Below are 22,424 nucleotides of genomic sequence, written 5' to 3' on the forward strand. Positions count from 1 at the left end.
GTCGCTCGGTATGGCCGCCGTCGCGGGTGCTGCGCGCGATCGACGCCAAGCGGCTGATCGTGGACCTGCACCGCATCGTGCACCGCGAGATCGGGTGGCTGGAGAACGGCGAAGAGGAACACGGCGAGATCCCGGTCTGCGGCCTCCGCGTCCCCAAGCACTCGAACTACCAGCGGCGCGAGCATGTACCGGTGGGGCCGTGCCTCACGCTGCGCCTACTCGCCCTGCCTGCGTCGACCACGAGGGCTGCCGCGAAGACCGGCGGCCGTAGTCGCCCCGTACGTCGAAGGCCCCGACCGTGGGAATCGGTCGGGGCCTTCGTGTTGCCTGTTCGACTGCGCGACGTAATCCACTGCGGCCGACAGGTGGGCGCCATCGGGTCAGACATCCCATTCGGCGCCAAGCAGCGCCATTGGCGTCACTGGAGGCGGCCTTTCCGGTGATTGCCTAACGCCTCGCGCGGCGGATAACTGCCGTGCGGGTATGGCGTCTCAGCAAAGGATCCACCCCGAACCCGTAAGGAGCGCCATGTACGCAGCAGTCCGCCGGTACGAAGGGGTAACCGATCCTGCCGAGGTGGGCCGCCTCGTAAACGAGGGATTCATTCCCCTCGTTCGCCAGATCCCTGGCTTCGTGGCCTTCTACTGGATCAATCCCGGGAACGGAGTGGTCTTCTCGACCAGCGTCTTCCGGGACCAAGCCGGTGCCGATGAGTCGATCAAGAGGGCGTCGGACTTTGTGCGGGACAACCTCGCGTCCCTGCTTCCCAACGCTCCTCAGGTCATGGCCGGAGAGGTCGAGGCACATGCCTAGTGCCGCGACCGGCAACGTTTGCGCGTCAAGGAGAGGCGTCCGGTGCGTGCGATCGCGAGGCGGCCAAAGGCCCTGGTAGCGGAGCTACTCGGGTCTTCGGTCAACGCGGCGAGCGTGCGTGGCCGCGCTGGTCGCGGGGGTCGGCGTTTTCGCGGCCGCCGCTGTTGTACGGCGGGTCGCAGGTCACGGCATCGACGGGTATGTCGAGCTGGGGCAAAAGCGTGAGTGCGTCACCGTGGTGCAGGGTCCATTTGGGCATGTGGTGCCTCCTGTGGCGGGTCGCGGGCGCTGGGGGTGCGGCGAGCGAGTCGGTGCCTGTGCCGCCGATCATGCAATGGAACTGGCATTCGAATTCATTGAGGGGTGCAGGGGCCTGCCCCTGAGTCCAGGTATCTGCACTCGAACGCGTGATACGACCCGATGGATTCGATCGGGTGAGAACGGAGCGTTGGTGCGCGAGCGGATGACGACGTGGCAGGCGACCAGCGCCGCCGACCCGATCTTCCGTCCGGTGTTGATCCGGTAGTGAGCCACCCACTCATGACCACGACCACGGCCTGCAGCACCGTCGTGACACCCAGCACCGCGAGCGAGATCCACAGAGTGCGCATGCCCTGAGCCGAGGACTCCATCGCCGGGTCGACCTCGTCCGCGGCTTCGTGACCGTGCGGGGTCACCGCATGTGCGACGCCATGCTTGATCCTCGCCCATCGGCCCGAACCGTGATCATGTCCCTGGCCTCCGTGGTCATGGCCGTGCGGTTCCCGGGGTGCGCTCGTCTCGCTCACGGCGGCTCACACCTTCCGGTCTCACGTACAGGGCAGGTGGGTTGGGCACTGCCCGCACACTTCATTATGTGCATATGCGCGCACGCAAGCATCTAGCGAGACTGGGGCAAGCCGGTCCGTGGCCGCCGAGGCGCGTGTGACCCGGTACTCCGGCCGTACCTCGCCGGCTGGGCGGTCGCGGATCGACGACCGCCCAGCCGGCGTGCGCGTCAGCCCGAGGAAGTGACCTTTACGGGCTCGATGCCCGCGGAGCTGTGCCGCACGGCCCAGTTCTCCAGGGCGGTACGGCAGGCGTGGTCAAGGTGGTGCAGCCCCGACAGGTCGAGCTGGATCGGCCGGTTCTGCGGCAGCGCCTCCAGGCTGTCGAGGATCTTCGGGAGGCGCAGGAACGTGGCGTTTCCCGATACGTATGCCTGAACGGGGCCGGCGCCCTTGTCCACGACCTCCAGCCGGGCGTGTGAGGTCTCCCAGGCCGTCTTCACGACCGCGAGGGCGAGCCCGATCAGTACACCCTCGAACATGCTCACCGCGACGATCGACACCGCGGTGACGACCAGGATCAGCGCCTCGCCCCGGTGCTCACGCCACAGCCCCGCCACCTCCTTGGCCGGGATCAGCTTGAAACCGGAGTAGACGAGGATGCCCGCGAGCGCCGGGATCGGGATGACTCCCAGGGCGGCCGGGAGGAGTGCGGCGAAAAGCAGCAGCCAGACACCGTGCAGCACGCGGGACGCCTTCGTCCGCGCCCCTGCCTGGACGTTGGCCGCACTGCGCACGATCACCGCGGTCATCGGCAGCGCCCCGAGTACGCCACACACCGCGTTGCCCGCGCCCTGGGCCATCAGTTCCTTGTCGTAGTGGGTGCGCGCTCCGTCATGAAGCCGGTCCACCGCGGCCGCGCTGAACAGGCTCTCGGCCGAGGCGATCAGAGTGAAAGCGACCACCGTGCCGAGGACACCCACATTGATGAGTTCCCCGAAAGCCCCCGGTGACGGGGGCTGGACGGCGCCGAGGAGCCCCCGCACCTCCACCGTGGACACCGGCAGGCTGAGGAACACCGAGGCGAGCGTGGCGAGCCCCACGGCGGCGAGTGGCGCCGGCACCGTCCGGATCGCCTTGGGGAGCCTCTTCCACAGGATGAGCACCGCGACGGTGCCGGCACCGAGGCCGAGCGCGGCCCGCGCCTGAGGCGAACCGGCCGCGTCGGCAAGCATCGCGGGCAGCCCGGCGATCTTCGCGAGGCCCTCGGCCGGAGCCTTCTTGTCGGCCATGGAGTAGAGCTGACCCGCGATCAGGACAAGTCCGATCCCGGCCAGCATGCCCTCGACCACGGAGACCGAGATGGCACGGAACCACCGCCCCCATCGAAGCGCCCCCATCAGGATCTGGAGCAGGCCCGTGGCAAGGACGATGACCCCCAGCACGGGGAGTCCGTACTCCCGCACGGCCTCGAACACGAGCACCGTCAGTCCGGCCGCCGGGCCACTGACCTGGAGGCTGCTGCCGGGCAGCAGCCCGGTCACCAGCCCGCCCACGATCCCGGTGACCAGGCCGAGTTCCGCCGGAACCCCGGAGGCCACGGCCACCCCCACGCACAGCGGCAGGGCGACGAGGAAGACGACGAGGGAGGCGGCGAAGTCCTGCCGCGGAAGGAAGCCCGGGGTGCCGGCGGGTTTGCGGTGACCGCCCCTGCGGGAGCCGTCGGACGATGGACCGGCACTCCCCCTGCGCGCGCTCACAGCGCGACGAAGGTGTCGGCGGGCGGGCGGTGTGCCAGCACGGTCCCGGTGTGGATCTCGTAGAACCAGGCGTGCAGGCGCAGTTGCCCGGCGTCGAGCCGCCGCGCGAGGTACGGGTACGAGCGCAGCCGGAGAATCTGGGCCAGGACATGGGACTGCACCGCGTCCGCGATCGCGGGATCACCGTCGGCCTTCGCGCCATCGGCCTTCGTGCCATCTGCCTTCGTACCGTCGGCCTTCGTACCGTCGGCCTTCGTACCGTCGGCCTTCGTACCGTCCGCCCGGGGCGCCGCATGGGTGAGCCAGTCGCGTACGGCGGGCACGGCTGTCAGGTCGTCGCCGCGCACAAGCGCGCCCACGGCGCCGCAGTGCGAGTGACCGCAGACGACCACGTCCGTGACACCAAGGACCTCCACCGCGTACTCGATGGTGGCCGCTTCGCCGGTCGGCTGCTCGGGATCGTAGGGGGGAACGATGTTCCCCGCGGTGCGCAGTTCGAAGAGTTCCCCCGGGCGTGCGCCGGTGATCAGGGACGGGATGACCCGTGAGTCGGAACAGGTGATGAACAGGGCCTGCGGTGCCTGGCCTTCGGCGAGCCGGGCGAACTCTTCCGGCCGCGCCGCGGTCTGCTGCCGGAACGACCTGGCGTAATCGATGAGGGGCTGCATGTGGGGATGCCTCCTGGGCGCGCCACGAGGGCGCGTCGGTCCTACAGGGCGGAGTGTCACAACAGCGAGCGGGAGCCGGCGCCCCGTGCCTCGCGCGAACGCGCGGGTGAGCACGGCGGCTGGAGCCCGGCTCCAGCCGTCGGGATCGGCGCTTGCCCGCGGGATCGATCAGCAGCGGTAGGTCTGAAGCGCCGCGAGAGTCGGTCCGACGGCCGGTCTTGGTTGTGGGAGTGACACTCCGGCGGCCCGGAACGGAGATTCCACGAGCACGCCGGCGTCCATGGCGGGCGCGTCGGCTGTGGAACCATCCGGGGCGTACGTCTCGGACCACTGGCGATCGCGTGTCAGGTAGTGCTGGGACACATCACCGAGGATGAGCGAGCCGTGGCAGGTGACCGTCTCGGCTTGGGCTGCCGTCACGTGCCGTGAGTGGGCGGATCCCACCGGCGCCGCGTGCGTGAACAGCTGGAGCACCAGCAAGACGGCGGTAAGAGCCCCCAACACGGCCCATACCGGCTTGCGTTGCGACACGACGCTCAGCTCCAAGTCCCACGTCGTTGGAAACGGCTCCGCTGCGACGACGTACGAATTCGCCTGTTCCACAAGGCTAGTTGCCATAGTAAACGCAGCCGATGCCTCGTGGTTACGGAAGGGTTTCACCCCCGTGAGGCTCCTGGCCCGGGCAAACCGAAGAGTGGTCGGGCCGGCCCACCAGCGGCGGCGGCACGGCGATCGGGCCAGGTCGCGGTCGCTGGTTCGGCCCCCTACGGCAGTACGTCACCGGGGGCGACGTCGCGCAGTCCTAGGCGCAGGTGCTCGACGTGGAAGAGCGCCTGGTCGAGGAGTTCGGCGACGTGATGGTCATAGAGGGCATAGACGATGGAGCGGCCCCGGCGCTCGCCGGTGACGAGACCGAGGTTTCGCAGGAGGCGGAGCTGGTGGGAGCAGGCGGACTGCTCCATTCCGACCGCTTCGGCCAGTTCGCCGACGGCGCACGGGCCTTCCTGGAGGCGGGCGAGGATATACAGCCGCGAAGGAGTCGCCAGCGCCTGAAGGGTGGCGGCGACATCGGCGACCCCCGCGACGTCAAGACGCTCGCGGGTGGTGGCGGTGCTCGTGTCATCGACTCCGTGGCCCATGGCGCCATCCTACCGATGACAGATGAAGACATGTTCATTCTTTCTTGTATGGTGGATGGGTTGGTCCGTGCTGTCCGCTGCTGAAGGAATCCGCCTCCATGTCCTCCACGCTCACCGATCCCTCTCCCCCGGTCACGGCCGGGCGGGGTGCCGCTCCCCGGCGTCGTACGCGCGTGTTCGCATTGCCCGAGGCCCGCTGGGCGACCGCGGCGCTGGTCCTCTTCCTGATCGCGCTGCCCCTGCAACTGACCGGCGCCCCGGCGTGGGCCTGGGTGCCGCTCTACGCGCTCGCTTATGTGACCGGCGGCTGGGAGCCCGCCTGGGCGGGGCTCCAGGCGTTGCGGGAGAAGACGCTCGATGTCGATCTGCTGATGATCGTCGCGGCGATCGGCGCGGCCTCGATCGGGCAGGTGATGGACGGCGCGCTGCTGATCGTCATCTTCGCCACGTCCGGCGCGCTGGAGGCGCTGGCCACCGCCCGTACCGCGGATTCCGTGCGCGGTCTGCTCGATCTCGCGCCCACGACCGCGACCCGGCTGCTGGACGACGGCGGGGAGGAGACCGTCGCCACGAAGGACCTCGTGGTCGGCGACACCCTCCTGATCCGGCCCGGTGAGCGGGTCGGCGCCGACGGCCGGGTACTGGACGGCGCCAGTGAGGTCGACCAGGCGACCATCACCGGTGAGCCCCTGCCCGTGCCCAAGGAGTCCGGGGACGAGGTGTTCGCCGGGACCCTCAACGGCACCGGCTCGCTGCGGGTGAAGGTCGAGCGCGACGCGTCCGACTCGGTGATCGCCCGGATCGTTGCGATGGTCGAGGAGGCCTCCGAGACCAAGGCGCCGACCCAGTTGTTCATCGAGAAGGTCGAGCAGCGGTACTCGGTCGGTATCGTCCTCGCCACCCTCGCGGTCTTCGGCGTTCCGCTGGCCTTCGGCGCGCAGCTGACCGACGCGCTCCTGCGGGCGATGACCTTCATGATCGTGGCGTCCCCGTGCGCCGTGGTGCTGGCCACGATGCCACCGCTGCTGTCCGCCATCGCCAACGCGGGACGCCATGGCGTACTGGTCAAGTCCGCCGTGGTCATGGAACGGCTCGGCCAGATCGACGCCGTCGCCCTCGACAAGACCGGCACCCTCACCGAAGGCACCCCCCGTGTCACCGACATCCGCCCCCTGCCCGGCGCCGGACCGGCCGAGGACGAGCCGACCGAGGACGGATTGCTGCGCCTGGCGGCGGCGGCCGAGCATCCCAGCGAGCACCCGCTCGCCCGCGCGATCGTCACCGCAGCCCGGGAACGGGGCCTTGTCCTCCCGGACGTACGGGACTTCTCCTCCGCCCCCGGCGTCGGAGTCACCGCCGTCATCGACGGCCGTACGGTCGCCGTCGGCGCGCCCGCGCGTCTCCTCACGGACACCGCCGACCCGGCCGTGACCCAGGCCGTGAGCGAGTTGGAGGACGGTGGCCGCACCGCGGTCCTCGTCCAGTGCGACGGTGTCCCCGTCGGGGTACTGGGCATCGCCGACCGGCTGCGCCCCGACGCCGCCGCCACCGTCGCCGCCCTCACCACCCTGACCGGCACCGCCCCCACTCTGCTGACCGGCGACAACCCGCGAGCCGCCGCCCGCCTCGCCGCGGAGGCCGGGATCACCGATGTCCGCGCCGGGCTGCTCCCGCAGGACAAGGTCACCGCCGTACGGGAGCAGGAGACGGCCGGCCGCAAGGTGCTGGTGGTCGGCGACGGCGTCAACGACGCCCCCGCGCTGGCCGCCGCCCACACCGGACTCGCCATGGGCCGGGCCGGCTCCGACCTCGCCCTGGAGACCGCCGACGCCGTCATCGTCCGCGACGAACTCGCCACCGTGCCGGCCGTCGTCGCGCTCTCCCGCGCGGCCCGCCGCCTGGTGATCCAGAACCTGATCATCGCGAGCGTCTTCATCTCCGGCCTGGTCATCTGGGACCTCGTCGGCCATCTGCCGCTGCCGCTCGGCGTCCTGGGACACGAGGGCTCGACCGTCATCGTGGGCCTCAACGGCCTGCGCCTGCTCCGCGACGCGGCCTGGCGCCGCGCCGCCACACCCGCCGGTACGGAAGACGCGCGATGAGCCGCCGTGGTCGGGAGGCCGCCACCCCGCCGGGGGCGGCCCGTCCCACCGTGACCGTCTGCCGCGGCTGCTGCTGCGGCACCCCCAAGGTCCCGCACCTGGACCACGCCGCTCAACTGGCCGGTCTCCGCGCATCGTTGGCGGACGTGGCCTCCGTACGGCGTACCGACTGCCTGGACGCCTGCGAACACGCCAACGTCGTCGTCATCCAGCCCTCCGCCGAAGGACGGCGGGCCGGTGGCCGCCCGGTCTGGCTCGGCCCGGTCAACGACCTCGACGCCGCCGCCGACATCACCACCTGGGTGAAGAACGGCGGCCCCGGACTGGCCGACCCGCCCGAGATCCTCGACCTCTACACCTTCACCCCCTCCCGCCGCGTCCGACGGGAACTCGAGGACTGATCTCCCGGGGCGCCCCCGTGGGCCCCGGCGGTCAGACTCTCTCGGAGGCGCGGCGGGGTGAGGGCCAGCGGCTGTGCAGGGTGTCGATGCGGTAGTCGTGGCCGTGCCGCCATCCGTCACGGGTGGGGATCGCGTCCCGTACATGCGGATGCTCCGCGGGGAGTTCGTCGTGCAGGTGGTCGAGCTGGTCGGGGTCTTCGCGTGGCCAGATGCCCAGTGCGGTGACAGCGGCGGCGAGCGCGACAGCGGCCAGTGCGGCGGCCGCCACGGGCATGCCCGCCTTTGACGCCAGCCAGCCCGCGAGGGGGTAGGTGAGCAGCCAGCAGCTGTGCGTCAGGGAGAACTGTGCGGCGAAGGCGGCCGGAAGATCGGCGGCCGTGACGGAGCGTCGCAGGAGCCGTCCACTGGGAGTGAGGATCGCGGAGGACGTGGCGCCGAGCACCGTCCAGCCGGCGAGCAGGGCGGGCCAGGCCCAGGGACCGGGGGCGACGGCGGTGCCGAAGGAGAGGGCGATCAGCACCCCGGTCAGGGCGAAGGCCGCGGGCAGCATCACCGTACGGTCGTTGACGCGGTCCAGTACTCGGGGCAGCAGAAGCGCGGCGGCCATGGATCCGGCTCCGTAGGCGCCCAGCGCCAGCGAGACGTCGCCGACGGTCCGGTCCAGGTTGTCGCGCACCAGCACCACCGTGTTGACGATCACCATGGCGCCGCCCGCCGCGACCGCCAGGTCCAGCGCCAGCAGGGCACGGAGTCTGGGGGTGGCGAGGAACAGCCGCGTACCGAAGGACGTCTTCGCGTACACGCCACCACCGCGTTCGACCGGCGCCGGCCGGGGCAGCAGCACCGAGACCACCAGTGCCCCCGAGGCGAGAAAGCCCACCGTGGTACTGGCGAACAGCCAGTTGTAGGAGATCACGGTCAGCAGAGCGGCGGCCAGCGCCGGGCTGAACAGGCTCTCCAGGTCGTACGCCAGTCGCGACAGCGACAGCGCGCGAGTGTAATCGCCTTCCTCCGGAAGGACTTCAGGAATCGTCGCCTGGAACGCCGGGGTGAAGGCCGCCGAGGCGCATTGCAGCAGGAAGACCAGGACGTAGACCTGCCAGACCTGGGTGACGAAGGGCAGGGAAAGCGCGACACCGGCTCGGATCAGGTCCATCGACACCAGCAGCGCGCGGCGCGGTATCCGGTCGGCGAACGCGCCGACGACCGGGGCGACGCCCACATACGCGACCATCTTGATCGCCAGGGCCGTGCCGAGGACGGCGGACGCGTCCGCCCCGGCCATGTCGTAGGCGAGCAGGCTCAGGGCCACCGTGGCGAGACCGGTTCCGACGAGCGCGATGGCCTGGGCCGTGAAGAGATGCCGATACGTGCGGTTGCGCAGCACAACGAGCATGCGACGTGCTCCTTAGACCGGCGGGCGGGCTACGCTCATTAATTTAGTGCACATGTGCGCATCCATGCACATGTTGGAGCTGGATCCGGCCAGGAGGAAATCAGCGGGAGTGCTCAGTCGTGCCAGGGTTCGCCGGTGACCTGGTGGTTCGCATGACTGATCGCTTCAACGACCAGGCGGCGCAGGTGTCCGTCCGTGAGCGCGTAGACGACATGACGGCCGTCCTTCCGCGCCCGCACCAGCTCCGCGAGCCGCAACTTGGCCAGATGCTGACTCACCGCGGGCCGCGCCGCCCCGCACGCCTCCGCCAGCGCGGTCACATCCGACTCGCCTCGGGTCAGCAGCCACACCAGATGCAGTCGCGTGGGGTCGGCGAGCAGGGAGAAGACCGACGCCGCCGCGGCAAGCTCACGGACGCCGGGCGTGTGCTGATGCGTATCACTCGCTGTTGAGGGTTCTGTGCGTCCGGGCATGAACACATCGTAGGCGTGTGCGCTGACGGGAAGCCCTCAGCCACCGGTGGGACGTCTGGGCGGGAACGCTGCCAGGAGAGCGGGCCGCGTTCGGCGGGCATCGGCTGTGGCTGGCGGGCGTCGGCTGTGGCTGGCGGGCGTCGGCTGTGGCTGGCGGGCGTCGGCTGTGGCTGGCGGGCGTCGGCTGTGGCTGGGGAGCGATCCGCTTCCCGGACGTCGTATGACATACCGGAAGTCCGTACCGGCAACCGGTGGTCATGCCGCATGATGGGGCCGCCATGTCGTGGACGAGTGGATTCCGCGCTGCGCGCCGGGCCGGCTCAGACCCGCCGACCGGTGCGCCGGTCGCCGCTGTCCGCGCCGCGGTGTTCGCCGTGGCGAGTACCGGGCTGGCCGTCACCGGGCACCATCTGGCTTCAGGGCATCCGGTGCCCTGGCGGAGCGTCCCGGTCGCCCTCTGCCTGCTCTTCCTCCTGACCATTCCCACCGTCCGCGGGCCGAGGTCATTGCCCGCGGTGATGTCGGCCACCGGAGCCACACAGGCCGCCCTGCACTTCTGGCTCGCGCGTGCGGGTGGCCACCCGGCGACTGATCCGCACACGATGGCCGACCATGGCGCGCCGCTCGACGCCCACGAGGTATGGCACGCGGGGCACCACGGAACCTCGATGACCGCAGCACACATCGCGGCCGCCCTCTTGGTGGCGTGGTGCCTGCAGCGAGCGGACGCCGCGTGCCGGGCGGCCGGCGAACGTCTCGGCGATGTGCTCGTCGAACTGCTCGTACGACTGGTCCCGGCAGGAGTACCGCCTGCCGTACCGCGCGTTCTGCGACCCGTCAGAGCGCGGGCGCAGTCACCCCCACACAACTCCCTGGTACTGGCGCACGCGGTGGTGCGCCGAGGTCCACCGGCTGAACTCGCCCCAGCCACCTGACCTCGGGGCGCGCTGCCGCGTGCCCGTACACCCGTCACCATCATGGGAGTTACCCGTGTCCCGATTCACCGCGTCGCACACCGCGCGTCGCCTGTCCGCCCTCACCGTCCTCGCTCTGGCCGCCTCCGTCGCTCTCGCCGCTCCGGCGTCGGCGCATGTGGAAGTCGAGGCGAAGGACGCCAGCGCTCTCGCCGAGAACGTCACCCTGGACTTCAGCGCCGAGACGGAGTCCGACAAGGCGGGGATCACCAAGCTGGAGGTGATCCTGCCCGAAGGCATCGCACCGGCCGACGTCACCTACAAGGAGGGCCCCACGGGCTGGAAGCTCGAAGCCACGGACCGGGGCTACACCGTGGGCGGCCCCCAGGTCGCCGCCGGTAAGGACGCCGCCTACGCCGTGACCGTGCGACAGCTACCGGACGCCAAGTCCCTTGCCTTCAAGACGCTCCAGACCTACAGCGACGGCCGCGTCGACCGATGGATCGAACTGGAAGAGCCCGCGGAAGGCGAGCACGGCAGCCCCGCACCGATGCTTGAACTCAAGCCCGCGGCGCCCGGTGCGAAGCCGGCCAGTCCCAGCCCGGCCGCGGAGCCGAGCACAGCCGAGCCGTCCAGCCCAGCGGCCAGCGAACCGACGGACAAGCAGTCGGCCTCGCCCACCGAAGCCGCCACGGCCGGCAAGGAGGGACGACGGATCGAGTCCAGTCCTGATCATCGCTCTCGTGGTGGTCGTCGTCGCCCTGATCGGCGGCGGTCTGTGGTGGTTCCGCCGCCGAGGCGACGCCAACACGGCCTGACGTACCGACGTGTGGTGGATGGCTGAAAGGAGAGCGTCGGCTGCCGACTTGGGAACTCCTTTACCTGTAGGCGCGGTTCCGCTGGTGGTCGCATTCGCAGCTCCCCGCCCGCCGGCGGGACCAGTACGTCACAGGAGGACGCAGTGGCTCAGATCGACTTGGACAAGGTGCTCGACAAGGCGTGGGCGGACAAGGACCTGCCCGCCGTCCTTGCCGCTCCTGTCTCCGCCCTCAAGGGCGTGTCGGACCGCCAGGGCGACCTGCTGGAGGAGGCGTTCGGCATCAAGACGGTGGCGGATCTGGCCAACCTGAAGTACGCCCGCTGGGCCCAGGCACTCGCGGCACTCGACACCACCGCCAAGTAGCGGTTTCCGCCCCTCGGCCGACATCAGAAGGCCGAGGGGCGGACCTCTCTCCCCCGGCGACATGGGGTGTCCTGGAATAGAGGGGGCGGCAGTACGGCTTCCGCGTCAGCTCGCCCGGATGGGCCGCCACGGCGTCCGGGGGCAGCGCCGACGCCGCGCCGTCCGGGGTACAGGGCGACTTCGACGGCGACGGATACGCGGATGTCGCGATCGGTGCGCCGGGCGAGAGCAACGAGGGCGCGGGTTCGGTCCGGCTCTTCAAGTCCGGTACGAGCGGTATCACCGCCACCGGTTCGACGTCCTTCGGCGCCGCCTCGGTCGGCGGGCCCACCGGTCTGTCGTACTTCGGCGACGTCCTCGCCGGACAGGGCGTACCGCGACACGCGGGACAGGGGCCTGGACAGGGCTCGGGCCGGGCCCCTGTCCAGGGCCCGTCGGAGTCAGCCGCAGTTGAGTTTCATCTGCGCCGCCGCGTGGTGGGCTCCGTAGCGGTCCTGGCTTCCCCAGTCCCTGCCGCGGTCGAGGAGTTGGACCGAGAAGGACTCCCCCTCGACCCGGTAGCTGCCCACCCTCACTAGGCTGCCGCGGTGGGCGGTCTGGCGTACGCCGAAGGCGGCGTAGGCGGATGTGGTGTCGGTGGGGTCGCGCAGGACGCGGTAGACGGTGGGGTGGCCCGCGGTGTCGGTGGGACGGCCGCTGTCCGGGACGTAGACGGCCAGGGCGCACTTCGCGTAGGCCTTGCCCAGCTTCCAGGACCAGGTCGCCGTGGAGCCGCGGTCCTGGGCGGGGCTGCCGGACATGGGGACGGCGGAGAAGCGTCCGTCGCACGACCCGCCCTCGTAGCCGCCGTTGGTGACGGTGTACCAGGCGGCGTCGCCGTTCTCGAAGCGGCCGTGTTCGCTGTACTCGCCCGAGGCGCAGCCCGGGCCCGCCCACGCCGAGTAGCCCGGGTCCGGGTCCGGCTCCGGCTCCGGCTCCGGCTCCGGGGAAAAGGTCTCGCCGGCGTCCTGGGACGGAGACGAGGGCGTGGATGAGCCTCCGCCGCCCAGGCCCGGCAGCTCCGGTGGGCCGATCCTGGTCGGGACCCCGCGCGCCGCTGCGCCGTCCGCCCCGCTTCCGCCCCCGCCACCGCCCCCGGAGCAGGCGACCAGGGCGAGCGTCGCGCCCAGGGAACCCAGTGCCAGCGCCACCACCGTCACCCTCACCAGCGGGCGCCCGCGCGAGCGGCGGCCGTCGTGGGGCGTGTGCCCGACGGGCTCCCGCGCGGCCGTGTCGCACGCGGAGCACACAGGACACACCACACCCGGCAGCGATACTCCCCGGCCACTCCCGCACCGTTCGCACCTCATGCCGCCTCACTATGGAGGATCCCGCCACTCTCCGGCGGCAGAAGCTCACGATTGGTTGGTTGACCTTTCCCCAAGGTCAGAGCGCACCGTCGGGCCACCGGGCCGAAAGCGGTCCGGTGACGGAGGATGGGACCTCGTGGAACTGCTCACGATCGGCGAGTTCGCGGCGCGGTCGCGGCTCTCGCCCAAGGCACTGCGGCTGTACGACCGGCTCGGTCTGCTCACTCCCGCGCGGGTCGACGCGTTCACCGGCTATCGCTGGTACCGCACGGACCAGGTGGAGCGCGCCAGACTGGTCGCACTGCTGCGGCAGCTCGACATGCCGCTCGCCAGGATCGCCGAAGTGGTCGCGCTGGCGGGTGAGCGGGCCGCCGACGAGGTGGCGGGCTACTGGACCGAGGTCGAGGAACGCCATGCCGTACGGCGCGAGGTCGCCGACCATATCCGTGACCGACTGTCGGGCAGGAGAACCCACATGTACGAGATCAAGACCGTCGACACGCCGGAGCAGGCCGTCCTCACCGAGCGTAAGCACGTGCTCGCCGATGAGCTGCCTCGCTGGATCCCGGCCGCCCTGGACCGGCTGACGAAGGCCGCCGGGGAGTGCGGAGGCGTCGCCGGCATCCCGTTCATCGCGTACTACGCGGCGGTGAGCCCGGACAGTGACGGACCCGCCGAGGCATGTGTTCCGGTCGCGGACATCGCGGCGGCGGAGGCGTACGCGGCAGCCAGCGGCTCTACGGGGACGGGTCGTACGACCACGCTGCGCATCGAACCGGCACAGCGCCTGGCGTACGTACGCATCACCAAGGCCCAGGTGGCGCACCCGCAGATCCTGTCCGCGTTCGAGGCGGTCGAGGAGTGGATCACGGAACGGGGACTGTCGGTCAGCGGGCCCTGCCGTGAGATCTACTTCGCCGACTGGGACGCCGCGTCGGCCACGGACGAGGTCTGCGACATCGCCTTCCCGGTGGGTGGGGCGGGTACGGCGGGCTGACTCCGGGGCGGCCCCGGGGCAGCGAGCCCCTGGCAGCGGACGCCAGGGCAGCTGCTGACCCCGGGGCCGCCCTCACCCTCCCGCCCTCACTTCCCCGCGCCCGCCTCCCGGGCCGGCGCCTTCCACTCCGCCACTGCCGTCGTCATCGCCTCCACCACACGGCGGCTGCGGCCCGCGTCCTCCCGGACCGTACGGCTGAACTCCACATGAATGAACGGGACTCCGTCGTCCGCCGCGAGCCGGCCCTGCTTGTTCGTACGCCCCGCCAGCGGGCACTTGGCCGACCAGGCGCGGCACACCCGGAAGCCGTCGTCCGCCAGGGCCCGCGCCAGGGTGACGGCCTGTCGGCGGCCGTCGTCGCCCGCGCCCGTGGACACCACCGCGTCGTGCGCCCGTGACGTCTCGTCCGCGAAGCCGTGGACCTGTATGCCGGGGAGTCCGCGGGCGACGAGTTCCGCGCAGACCGCGTGGAAGACCGTGTCGGTACGGTGCGCGACGTCCGCGGCGTTCCCCTCGCCCGCCGCGCGATGCGCACCGGCCACGACCAGTACTCCGCCGGGGGCGCCGCGCAGCACGCCGAAGCCGAGGGTCTCGCTGTACGCGTCGGCGACGGGGTGCGGCACCTGCACCGAGAAGCGGGCGGGCGCGTCGAGGTCGATGTAGACCCGCCCCCAGCCGCGCGCGCCCTCGCGGGCCCGGTCGGCGATCTCCGCGTACCGCCGCCCCTTCACGGTGTCCCGGAGGATGTGTACGCCGAAGTCGACCTCGGCGAGCCTGCGTTCGGCCTCACCGCGCTTGCCGTCGAGATAGAGTCCGACCCCGGCGGCGACGGTCTCGCGCTCGACGCGGTTGGGCGGCAGGAAACGGGCACCGGCCACGGTGTCCGTGGCGAATCCCGCGATCCGGCGTTCCAGATCGAGGTCGGTACCGTTGCCGGTGGCGGGTGCGGAGGGGTCGTCGGAGTGCCGGTCCAGGACCGGAGTGACGATCACCACAGCTGCCGCGATCAGGACCCCGACCAGCAGGCTTGCCATGATTGTTATCTTCACGGTCGGAGATCGTGTCATATGACGTTCAAAATACCTATGTGAAACAACCCCTCCCTCTGCTTCGCGGACGACTCCCCCTGCTTCGCGGACGACTCTCTCCGCTCCGCGAGCGACGTGCCGCCGGCCGTACGGCCCTCCGCACCGCCGCGACAGCCTGTCTCGCCGCCTCCCTCGCCACGGCCGTCGCGGGTTGTTCCGTACTCGGCTCCGGCGACGGCGGCGCGGACGCCAAGGGAGGCGGAGGCCCGTCGTTCACGGTCGCCGCGGCCGGTGACGTACTGATCCATCCGCCGCTGACGGATCAGGCGACGAAGGACGCGAAGGCCATGGGAGGCAAGGCCGGGACGCTCGACTTCGCACCGCTGATGGCCGGAGTGAAGCCGGTGATCAGCAAGGCGGATCTGGCGATCTGCCACATGGAGCCGGTGGTCGCCAAGAAGGGCGGGCCCTACGAGGGGCACCCGAACTTCCAGGTCCCCCCCGAGATCACCACCACGCTCAAGGGCGTCGGCTACGACACCTGCTCGACGGCGTCGAACCACTCGATCGACCACGGCGCCGACGGCGTGAAGCGCACCCTGGACGCGCTCGACGAGGCCGGTCTGCGCCACACGGGCTCGGCCAGGAGCGAGGACGAGTGGCGCACGCCACTCATCAGCCAGGTGAAGGGCGTGAAGGTGGCGCAGCTCTCCTTCGCCTACGGATTCGGGGCCGAAGAGGTGCCCGCGGACAAGCCGTGGCTGGTCAACAAGACGTCCTTCAAGGAGATCGCGGCGGCCGAGAAGCGGGCCCGCGCGGCGGGCGCGGAGGTGGTGATCCTCAGCATCCACTGGGGGCGTGAGCACCAGAACGCGCCGAGCCCCCAGCAGATGAAGCTGGCCGAACGCATCACGAAGGACACCGGCATCAATCTCGTGATCGGCCATCACTCCCATGTCGTGCAGCCGATGGAGAAGATCAACAACACCTGGGTCGCCTACAGTCTCGGCAACCAGGTCGCCCGGCACGAGGTGCCCACCGGGCAGTCCGAGGAGGGTGTCATCGGCTGGTTCACCTTCACCAAGCGCGGCGGCACGTGGGATGTACGGGCGCAGTACGTGCCGACGTTCGTCGACATCCCGCCGGACCCGGAGGACCCCGAGACGCCCGACAAGCTGCCGGACGGCGCGGTCACGGACTACCGGCTGGTGGATGTGGCGCGGGCACTCAAGAACGGCGGGCCGGAAAGCGGCACGCCGGACGAGGGGAAGAAGTACACCGAGGTGCAACTCGCCCGTTACCGGCTGGCCTTCGACCGTACACAAGGCACGATGCTGAACCGCGGTGCGGCGAAGGACGGGCTGACACCTCTTGAGGAGCCGCCCAACTAGGCTGATTCCGGCGGTTGTTCGGTCTGCCGGGGTTTCGGGCGCGGATACCGCGCTCCAACGCCCCGCGGCCCGGAATCCCTTCGGTACGAGGCACCCTGACGGTAGCTTCCGGCCGGAGGTTCCGCATGTCCGGTACGTAACATCTGTAATACAGATCACACGCGCGACTGTCTGATTTTGCACAACCATTCGACGGCGCGACCGGTCCTAATTTCGCGCGTGGGACGCGTGGGAACGGTGGGGGAAATCCCCCCGTCCCCCCTCCTTCCCCCACACGCTCGTCTTTATCCGCTCATCCGCCTGCGCGCACGGACGCGCGCGCACCGGCGCTGCCCGCACCACGCTGAGAGAGGTACCCCATGGCCGTTTCGTCTGCGAAGCGGCGGCACAAGGTCCGCAGACGGGCCGACATGTCGCTCCTGGGCGGCATACGCCCACCGATCGCGGTCCTCTCGGCACTGCTGCTCGCGCTGGCCGGCCTCACGGCCCTGGGCTTCGGCAAGCCGGAGAACGAGGCGCTCCCCAAGGCGGTCCGGATCTCCCAGCAGCACTTCGCCGAGGACGGCGCCATCGCGCTGCGGGCTTCGCTGGACGAGTCGATCACGGACCTCAGCCGGACGGCGGCCCTGTTCAACGCGGGCGATCCGGTCTCCGCCGACACCGTCCTCGACAAGCTCGGGAGCGTCTACCAGAAGTGGCGCGGCTCGGCCATCGTCGAGATCAAGTCCGGCAAGCTGCTCGCCGCGCGCGGTGAGAACGTGCCGCTCCTCGCGGTCGACCGGAAGAAGCTGTCCGACGAGGACGGGCTCGCCCCCCGGATGGTGCGGCTGAAGAACGGCGAGACCCGCCTGCTCACCTTCGCCCTGCTGTCGTGGGAGGGGCAGCCGCAGCAGCTTCTGGTCACCTCGAACAGCCTGAAGGTCCCCGGTATCAGCCTCGGCAAGTTCCGGGTGATCGCCGTGGCCGACTCGGACGGCACGATCCTCAGCAGCGACGGCCTCCAGATCTCCGCGGACACCGAATCGGAGAGCATCAAGGACGAGCTGAAGGAGACCGAGAAGCAGCTCAAGGCCTTCGCGAAGCTCGCCGCGCAGAAGTCCGGCCAGAATCCGCAGACGACCAAGGAGCCGGGCTCCGGCGGCTTCCTCGGCGTCAGCGGGACGATGACGGGCCCCCGGATCTCCGAGGAGCGCACGGTCGCCGGATACGCGACGCTCGCGGCGCCCGAGGCGGGCGAGAGCACCGACGCGACCGGCCTCGGTCTCTCCGTGGTCACGCAGGTCACCGTCCCGGAGAACACCAGCCGGGTGAACGACCCGCTGTTCGGCCTGTTGTCCGCCGCCGCCCTGATCGTCATCGGGGCGCTCGCGGTGGCCCTGCTGCTCGGTACGGTCCAGCGCCCGCTGCTCCGGCTCTTCCTGGAGAGCCGCCGCCTCACCCGCGGCGATCTCACCCGGCCGGTGACCGTGCCCCGGTTCGGCGAGACGCGACGCATCGGGGACGCGCTGGAACAGCTGCGGCTCCAGCTGCTCGGCGCTCCCGCGCCCGGCGCGGGCCCGGCCGCGGACAAGGGAACCGGAACCAGCGGCTCCAAGCGGCGCGGGCGGCGCGTAGGCACCCGCGCGCTGCTGGCCGGCGGCGGGATCCTGCTGCTGATCTGGTCCGCCCCGATGATGCTGCTGCTCAACCGCGCCGGGGACACCGCCGTCGTACCGCAGCAGCTCGTCAACGACCAGCGCGACCGCACCGACACCGTCACCGACCGGGTACGCCGCGCCCTCAACGAGGGCCACGCCGACCTGCTGTCCGTCGCCACCCTCATCGGCGACCAGACCGCACCCGCGGACATGGCGAAGGTCCTCGAACGCACCAGGACCGAGCACCCGCGCTACCGCTCGCTGTACGTGCTCTCCGCCGACGGCTCCGTCCTCGCCAAGGCGGGCGACGACCCGCAGCACCCCGGCGGCAAGCGCACCAGCACCGAACCGATCGGCATCCTCAGCACCGACGCCAAGGAACCCCAGGTCGCCGGATACGCCGAGCTGCCCGGCCGCGACGGCGCCTCGGTGGTCGGCGAGTTCCGCGTCGACTTCCTCAACTCGCTCCTCAAGCGGCCCGGTCTCGGCCAGATACGGATCGTCGACGCCGAGCGCAGGACCGTGGGCTCCAACACCGGCTACCGCGCGTTCCAGAAACTGCCCTCCAGCAGGCTCGACTCCCTCGTCGAGGCCACCGGCCAGAAGGTCGGCCTCGGCACACGCCCCAGCGGAGTCCTCTTCCGCGACAGCGACGGCATCCAGATCGCCGCGGCGGCCCCCTTCGCCGGCGGCGGAGCGGCCAAGTCACTCGGCTGGACCGTCGTCAGCTGGCAGCCCGCCTCCGCCCTCGCCATCCCCGAATACAGCGCACAGAACCGCACCGTCCTCGCCGGCCTGCTCGGCGTCACCGCGGCCGCCGCCTGTCTGGGCTGGCTGCACATCGTGGTCGTACGTCCGCTGCGCGAACTGGCCGAGCAGGCCGAGACGCTGGCCGACGGCGACCGCCGCACCGTCCTCTACCCGCGCCATCACGACGAGGTCGGGGCCATCGCACGCTCCCTGGAACTGCTGCGCCAGCAGCTCCAGGAGCAGCGCAGGCGCGAAGGCGCGCCGCCGGCCCTCGCCGAAAGGATCTGACCGACCGTGCTCTTCCTCTATTTCGTGCTGCTCGTGTGCAGCGCGATCCTGTTGGTCGCCGGACTCGTCGAACAGCGACGGCACTTCACCAACCTGAACCGCATCCCCACCCGGGTACTGGTCAACGGCATCCGCGGCAAGTCGTCCATCACCCGGCTGTGCGCGGGCGCGCTGCGCGGCGGCGAGCTGATCACGGTCGCCAAGACCACCGGTACGGCGGCCAGGTTCATCCACCCGGACGCGACCGAGGAGCCCGTCTACCGCAAGTTCGGCATCGCCAACGTGGTGGAGCAGATCGGCATCGTGCGCCGGGCCGCCGCGTACAACCCCGACGCGCTGGTGATCGAGTGCATGGCGGTCATGCCGGCGCTCCAGGAGATCAACCAGTCCAAGCTGATCCGGTCCACGATCGGTGTGCTGTGCAACGTACGTGAGGACCATCTCGCCGAGATGGGCCCGACGCTCGACGACGTGGCGCGCTCGCTCTCCCGCTCCATGCCGGAGGACGGCATCTGTGTCACCGCGGAGAAGGACCGGTTCGCGATCCTCCAGGAGGAGGCCGACGCGAGGAACTGCCAGCTGATCTACGCGGACCCGGAGACGGTCTCCGACGAGGAGCTGCGCGGCTTCAGCTGGTTCACGTTCAAGGAGAACGTGGCCATCGCGCTGAAGGTCGCCGAACTGCTGGGCGTGGAGCGCGAGACCGCGCTCCAGGGGATGTACGACGCGCCGCCGGACCCGGGTGTCCTCTCCGTGGAGCGTTACCTCACGCCGGACGCCAAGCGGCTGCGCTTCGCGAACGTCTTCGCGGCGAACGACCCCGAGTCGACGCTGATGAACATCAACCAGCTGCTCGATCTGGGCGCGATCAACCGTCCGCTCCACGTGGTCATCAACTGCCGTCCCGACCGGGTCGAGCGCAATGGCCAGATGGGCGAGATCATCCCCGAACTCCAGCCGGAGAAGGTCTTCGTCATCGGCCATCCGGCGAAGAGCGCCATCGACGCCATCCCGGCCGACTGGCGTTCGCGCGCGGTCGACCTGGGCGGCGACAAGCGCGACCCCGAGGAGTTCATGCGCGAGCTGCTCGGCATGCTCGGGCCCGACTCCTCACTGGTCGCGATCGGCAATATCCACGGCCAGGGTGAGCTGCTGCTCGAACACCTGGCGGAGCTGCCGCCGGACGAGACGCCGGACCCGGAGGACGGGCCCGCCGGCCCGTCCGCCCCCGTACGGACGGCGGAACCGCACGTTCCGGCACAGGCACAGGGGCAGGGGCAGGGGCAGGCACAGGGCCAGGGCCAGGCGTCGGACACCGTCGCCATCCCGGTCGTCTCCGCCGACGCCGTCCCCGGCACCGTCCCGCAGCAGCACCAGAACCAGCAGCACCCGCGTCACGACGAGACGATGGCACTGGCCCGCTACGCGCCGCGCCTCGACCCGTTCCAGCCCTACCCGGAGGCGTACGAGCAGCGCTACCAGCAGCGTCCCGCCGCCGGGCCGCCGCGCGAGCGCGGCCTGTTCGAACCGGTCCAGATGCCGGTCCAGACGCCGGAGCAGACGCCGGAGCAGACGCCGGAGCGGACACAGTCCCAGCAGCCGGGCCCGTCCGGCTCCGGCGATCCCACGCAGCACCACCCCGCCTCCCACCAGCAGCCGCACCACCCCGAGCACAGGCAGCTCCCGCCCTCCCCGAACCCCTCGCACTCCGTGGCGCCGCAGAACCCAGGAGAACCCCGTTGATCCCCGCAGTCCTCACCCCCGAGATCGCCGCGATCGGCATCGGTCTGGGCCTGATGTTCTCCCTGATCTGCTACCTCACGACCAACCTCTCCCCCGGCGGCATGATCACGCCGGGCTGGCTGGCGCTGACCCTCGTCGAGGACCTTCAGCGCGCCGCCATGGTCGTCGGCGTGACCGTACTGACGTATGTGACCACCCTGCTCGTCCAGCGCTTCGTGATCCTCTACGGAAAGCGCCTGTTCTCCGCGGTCGTCATGATCGGTGTGCTCCTCCAGGGCACCGTGATGATCGTGCTCTCGCTCGAATTCCCGCTGATGTACGCGAACCAGACGCTCGGCTTCATCGTCCCGGGTCTGATCGCCTACCAGCTCGTACGCCAGCCCAAGGGCGCGACCATCCTCGCCACCGGCACGGTCACGCTCACGGCCTACGTCGTCCTCACCGCCGGCATCCTGCTCGGCGCCCTGCCGTCAGCCTGACCCGCCCATCCACGGGAGCCGATTCGTCATGAGTGCCAAGTCCAAGAAGCGGGGCCGCCCGGTCCTGCACGCCGCGACGGTCCTCGCGCTGCTGGCCGGCAGCGCCTATCTCACCGTTGAACTCCGCAAGGACGAGCAGGCGAAGGCGCCCGCCGTCCAGGCCATCACCGACATCCCCGCGCTGACGTCCGGGAACGGGAGCACGGCCGGCGAGCAGACCTGGGAGCGGCTGCAGAACCCGGCACGCTCGGTGCTGCGCAGCGGCGACGGCGACATCCTCGCCACCTTCACCGACGACGCGCGTACGGCGACCCTCACCGGCCCCAGCCGTACGTTCGAGGAGCCGACGAACACCAAGTCCCGGGTGGTCACCGAGAACTGGGTGCGGCTCATGCCGGAGGCGTGGAAGAAGGGCGCCGAGAAGGAGAAGTGGTTCAAGGACTGGTTCAAGGAGTACTACGGCAGCGAGGAGGACGACATCTTCGCGTTCGCCTTCCAGTACGTCGAGGGCGCGCCCATCAAGAAGGACGACGAGGGCGTTCCGTACGCGGGCGACGCGTTCTTCGGACCGATCGACGAGTCGAATCCCACGAACCGCCTGGAGCAGTCCGACTTCTACGACTACCTCGGCATCCCGTACACCTTCCGGGACGGCACCACCATGCAGCCGGAGCAGCCGAAGTACCGCGCGCTGGACTGCTCGGGCTTCATCCGGACGGTGTTCGGCTATCGTGCCCGCTACCCGCTGATGGGGACCGACAAGGTCGGCGACGGTCTGCCGCGCACCGCCAACGGCATGACGCGCTCGGACGTCGGCGTGGACATCTACAAGCTGCAGGGCCCTGCCCCCTGGTACACGCGGCCGGAGTCCACCAGCAAGCTCCAGCCGGGCGACCTGGTGTTCTTCAAGATGGACAAGCGGACCGGGAACCGGATGGACCACGTCGGCCTGTACGTGGGCAACGACACCGACGGCCACCAGATCTTCGTCTCCAGCCGCAAAGAGGTCAACGGCCCGACGATCGGCGACCAGGGCGGCACCTCGCGCCTGGACGGTAACGGCTTCTACGCGGGGCTGCTGCGGGCGGCGAAGCGCCTCTGACGTACAGCGGGGGGCGGGGGCGTAACCGTACGTACGGTTACGCC

General features: G+C 70.5%; 22 protein-coding genes and 1 pseudogene. 14 read left to right on the plus strand and 9 right to left on the minus strand.

Features of this window, described 5'->3' with window-relative positions; all coding sequences use genetic code 11:
• Window positions 1-26 precede the first annotated feature (26 nt).
• Window positions 27-443 carry a hypothetical protein gene (locus tag ACFRMN_RS35110; protein ID WP_383027675.1) on the plus strand — a complete coding sequence of 139 codons (417 nt, stop codon included), beginning with the start codon at window positions 27-29 and terminating at the stop codon, window positions 441-443.
• Window positions 444-528: 85 nt separating this feature from the next.
• Entirely contained in the window at window positions 529-813 is a 285-nt protein-coding gene (locus ACFRMN_RS35115) for a hypothetical protein (RefSeq protein ID WP_383027678.1), read from the plus strand.
• 100 nt (window positions 814-913) lie between these two features.
• Here ACFRMN_RS35115 and ACFRMN_RS35120 read toward each other — a convergent pair whose 3' ends face one another.
• The 5 genes from ACFRMN_RS35120 to ACFRMN_RS35140 all read right to left on the minus strand — a co-directional run bounded on the left by ACFRMN_RS35120 (window position 914) and on the right by ACFRMN_RS35140 (window position 5,147).
• The gene (locus ACFRMN_RS35120) at window positions 914-1,072 is read right to left on the minus strand and encodes a hypothetical protein (RefSeq protein WP_383027680.1); all 159 of its coding nucleotides are present in this window, start codon (window positions 1,070-1,072) and stop codon (window positions 914-916) included.
• 738 nt (window positions 1,073-1,810) lie between these two features.
• Window positions 1,811-3,340 carry a SulP family inorganic anion transporter gene (locus ACFRMN_RS35125; protein WP_383027682.1) on the minus strand — a complete coding sequence of 510 codons (1,530 nt, stop codon included), beginning with the start codon at window positions 3,338-3,340 and terminating at the stop codon, window positions 1,811-1,813.
• Window positions 3,337-4,008 carry a carbonic anhydrase gene (locus ACFRMN_RS35130; protein WP_383027684.1) on the minus strand — a complete coding sequence of 224 codons (672 nt, stop codon included), beginning with the start codon at window positions 4,006-4,008 and terminating at the stop codon, window positions 3,337-3,339. The genes ACFRMN_RS35125 and ACFRMN_RS35130 overlap by 4 nt, the downstream gene beginning before the upstream one ends.
• Window positions 4,009-4,176: 168 nt before the next feature.
• Window positions 4,177-4,554, minus strand: coding sequence for a hypothetical protein (locus ACFRMN_RS35135; RefSeq protein ID WP_383027687.1), 378 nt, complete (start codon window positions 4,552-4,554; stop codon window positions 4,177-4,179).
• Between the two features lie 218 nt (window positions 4,555-4,772).
• Window positions 4,773-5,147: an ArsR/SmtB family transcription factor gene (locus ACFRMN_RS35140; protein ID WP_383027689.1), complete on the minus strand. Its 375-nt coding sequence runs from the start codon at window positions 5,145-5,147 to the stop codon at window positions 4,773-4,775.
• Between the two features lie 98 nt (window positions 5,148-5,245).
• Between ACFRMN_RS35140 and ACFRMN_RS35145 the strand changes: the two genes are divergently transcribed.
• Both ACFRMN_RS35145 and ACFRMN_RS35150 read left to right on the plus strand, forming a co-directional pair.
• Window positions 5,246-7,249 (plus strand): heavy metal translocating P-type ATPase, encoded by a 2,004-nt coding sequence (locus tag ACFRMN_RS35145; protein ID WP_383027692.1) that lies wholly within the window; start codon window positions 5,246-5,248, stop codon window positions 7,247-7,249.
• On the plus strand, window positions 7,246-7,650 hold the full coding sequence (locus ACFRMN_RS35150) for a (2Fe-2S) ferredoxin domain-containing protein (RefSeq protein WP_383027694.1): 405 nt from the start codon (window positions 7,246-7,248) through the stop codon (window positions 7,648-7,650). The genes ACFRMN_RS35145 and ACFRMN_RS35150 overlap by 4 nt, the downstream gene beginning before the upstream one ends.
• A 31-nt stretch (window positions 7,651-7,681) precedes the next feature.
• Here the strand turns inward: ACFRMN_RS35150 and ACFRMN_RS35155 are convergent, their stop codons facing one another.
• Both ACFRMN_RS35155 and ACFRMN_RS35160 read right to left on the minus strand, forming a co-directional pair.
• On the minus strand, window positions 7,682-9,046 hold the full coding sequence (locus tag ACFRMN_RS35155; protein WP_383027697.1) for an MFS transporter: 1,365 nt from the start codon (window positions 9,044-9,046) through the stop codon (window positions 7,682-7,684).
• A 113-nt stretch (window positions 9,047-9,159) separates the two neighbouring features.
• Window positions 9,160-9,519 (minus strand): ArsR/SmtB family transcription factor, encoded by a 360-nt coding sequence (locus ACFRMN_RS35160; RefSeq protein ID WP_383027700.1) that lies wholly within the window; start codon window positions 9,517-9,519, stop codon window positions 9,160-9,162.
• Window positions 9,520-9,797: 278 nt separating this feature from the next.
• Between ACFRMN_RS35160 and ACFRMN_RS35165 the strand changes: the two genes are divergently transcribed.
• The 4 genes and pseudogenes from ACFRMN_RS35165 to ACFRMN_RS35180 all read left to right on the plus strand — a co-directional run.
• Window positions 9,798-10,454 (plus strand): hypothetical protein, encoded by a 657-nt coding sequence (locus ACFRMN_RS35165; RefSeq protein WP_383027702.1) that lies wholly within the window; start codon window positions 9,798-9,800, stop codon window positions 10,452-10,454.
• Between the two features lie 55 nt (window positions 10,455-10,509).
• A complete protein-coding gene (locus ACFRMN_RS35170) occupies window positions 10,510-11,277 on the plus strand; it encodes a DUF1775 domain-containing protein (protein WP_383027704.1) in 768 nt (255 codons plus the stop codon).
• A gap of 117 nt (window positions 11,278-11,394) precedes the next feature.
• Window positions 11,395-11,616 (plus strand): hypothetical protein, encoded by a 222-nt coding sequence (locus ACFRMN_RS35175; RefSeq protein WP_383027706.1) that lies wholly within the window; start codon window positions 11,395-11,397, stop codon window positions 11,614-11,616.
• A gap of 173 nt (window positions 11,617-11,789) precedes the next feature.
• A pseudogene (locus ACFRMN_RS35180) lies at window positions 11,790-11,861 on the plus strand (FG-GAP repeat protein); the annotation flags it as partial.
• A gap of 195 nt (window positions 11,862-12,056) precedes the next feature.
• Here ACFRMN_RS35180 and ACFRMN_RS35185 read toward each other — a convergent pair.
• Window positions 12,057-12,806 carry an adhesin gene (locus tag ACFRMN_RS35185; RefSeq protein WP_383027709.1) on the minus strand — a complete coding sequence of 250 codons (750 nt, stop codon included), beginning with the start codon at window positions 12,804-12,806 and terminating at the stop codon, window positions 12,057-12,059.
• Window positions 12,807-13,101: 295 nt separating this feature from the next.
• Between ACFRMN_RS35185 and ACFRMN_RS35190 the strand changes: the two genes are divergently transcribed.
• On the plus strand, window positions 13,102-13,962 hold the full coding sequence (locus ACFRMN_RS35190) for a MerR family transcriptional regulator (protein WP_383027712.1): 861 nt from the start codon (window positions 13,102-13,104) through the stop codon (window positions 13,960-13,962).
• Window positions 13,963-14,048: 86 nt separating this feature from the next.
• Here the strand turns inward: ACFRMN_RS35190 and ACFRMN_RS35195 are convergent, their stop codons facing one another.
• Entirely contained in the window at window positions 14,049-14,996 is a 948-nt protein-coding gene (locus tag ACFRMN_RS35195; RefSeq protein ID WP_383027714.1) for a hypothetical protein, read from the minus strand.
• Between the two features lie 53 nt (window positions 14,997-15,049).
• On the opposite strand from ACFRMN_RS35195, the gene ACFRMN_RS35200 reads away from it, so the two are divergent.
• The 5 genes from ACFRMN_RS35200 (at window position 15,050) to ACFRMN_RS35220 (ending at window position 22,380) form a co-directional block, all read left to right on the plus strand.
• Window positions 15,050-16,381 carry a CapA family protein gene (locus ACFRMN_RS35200; protein WP_383027717.1) on the plus strand — a complete coding sequence of 444 codons (1,332 nt, stop codon included), beginning with the start codon at window positions 15,050-15,052 and terminating at the stop codon, window positions 16,379-16,381.
• 359 nt (window positions 16,382-16,740) lie between these two features.
• Window positions 16,741-19,056, plus strand: a complete 2,316-nt coding sequence (locus ACFRMN_RS35205; protein ID WP_383027720.1) for a HAMP domain-containing protein — start codon at window positions 16,741-16,743, stop codon at window positions 19,054-19,056.
• Between the two features lie 6 nt (window positions 19,057-19,062).
• The gene (pgsB, locus tag ACFRMN_RS35210) at window positions 19,063-20,799 is read left to right on the plus strand and encodes a poly-gamma-glutamate synthase PgsB (RefSeq protein WP_383027722.1); all 1,737 of its coding nucleotides are present in this window, start codon (window positions 19,063-19,065) and stop codon (window positions 20,797-20,799) included.
• Window positions 20,796-21,278: a poly-gamma-glutamate biosynthesis protein PgsC/CapC gene (locus tag ACFRMN_RS35215; protein ID WP_382877922.1), complete on the plus strand. Its 483-nt coding sequence runs from the start codon at window positions 20,796-20,798 to the stop codon at window positions 21,276-21,278. The genes pgsB and ACFRMN_RS35215 overlap by 4 nt, the downstream gene beginning before the upstream one ends.
• Before the next feature lie 28 nt (window positions 21,279-21,306).
• Window positions 21,307-22,380 carry a C40 family peptidase gene (locus ACFRMN_RS35220; protein WP_383027726.1) on the plus strand — a complete coding sequence of 358 codons (1,074 nt, stop codon included), beginning with the start codon at window positions 21,307-21,309 and terminating at the stop codon, window positions 22,378-22,380.
• Window positions 22,381-22,424: the final 44 nt, after the last annotated feature.

Source organism: Streptomyces sp. NPDC056835, from assembly GCF_042789485.1.
In the GTDB taxonomy this organism is placed as follows: Bacteria; Actinomycetota; Actinomycetes; order Streptomycetales; family Streptomycetaceae; genus Streptomyces.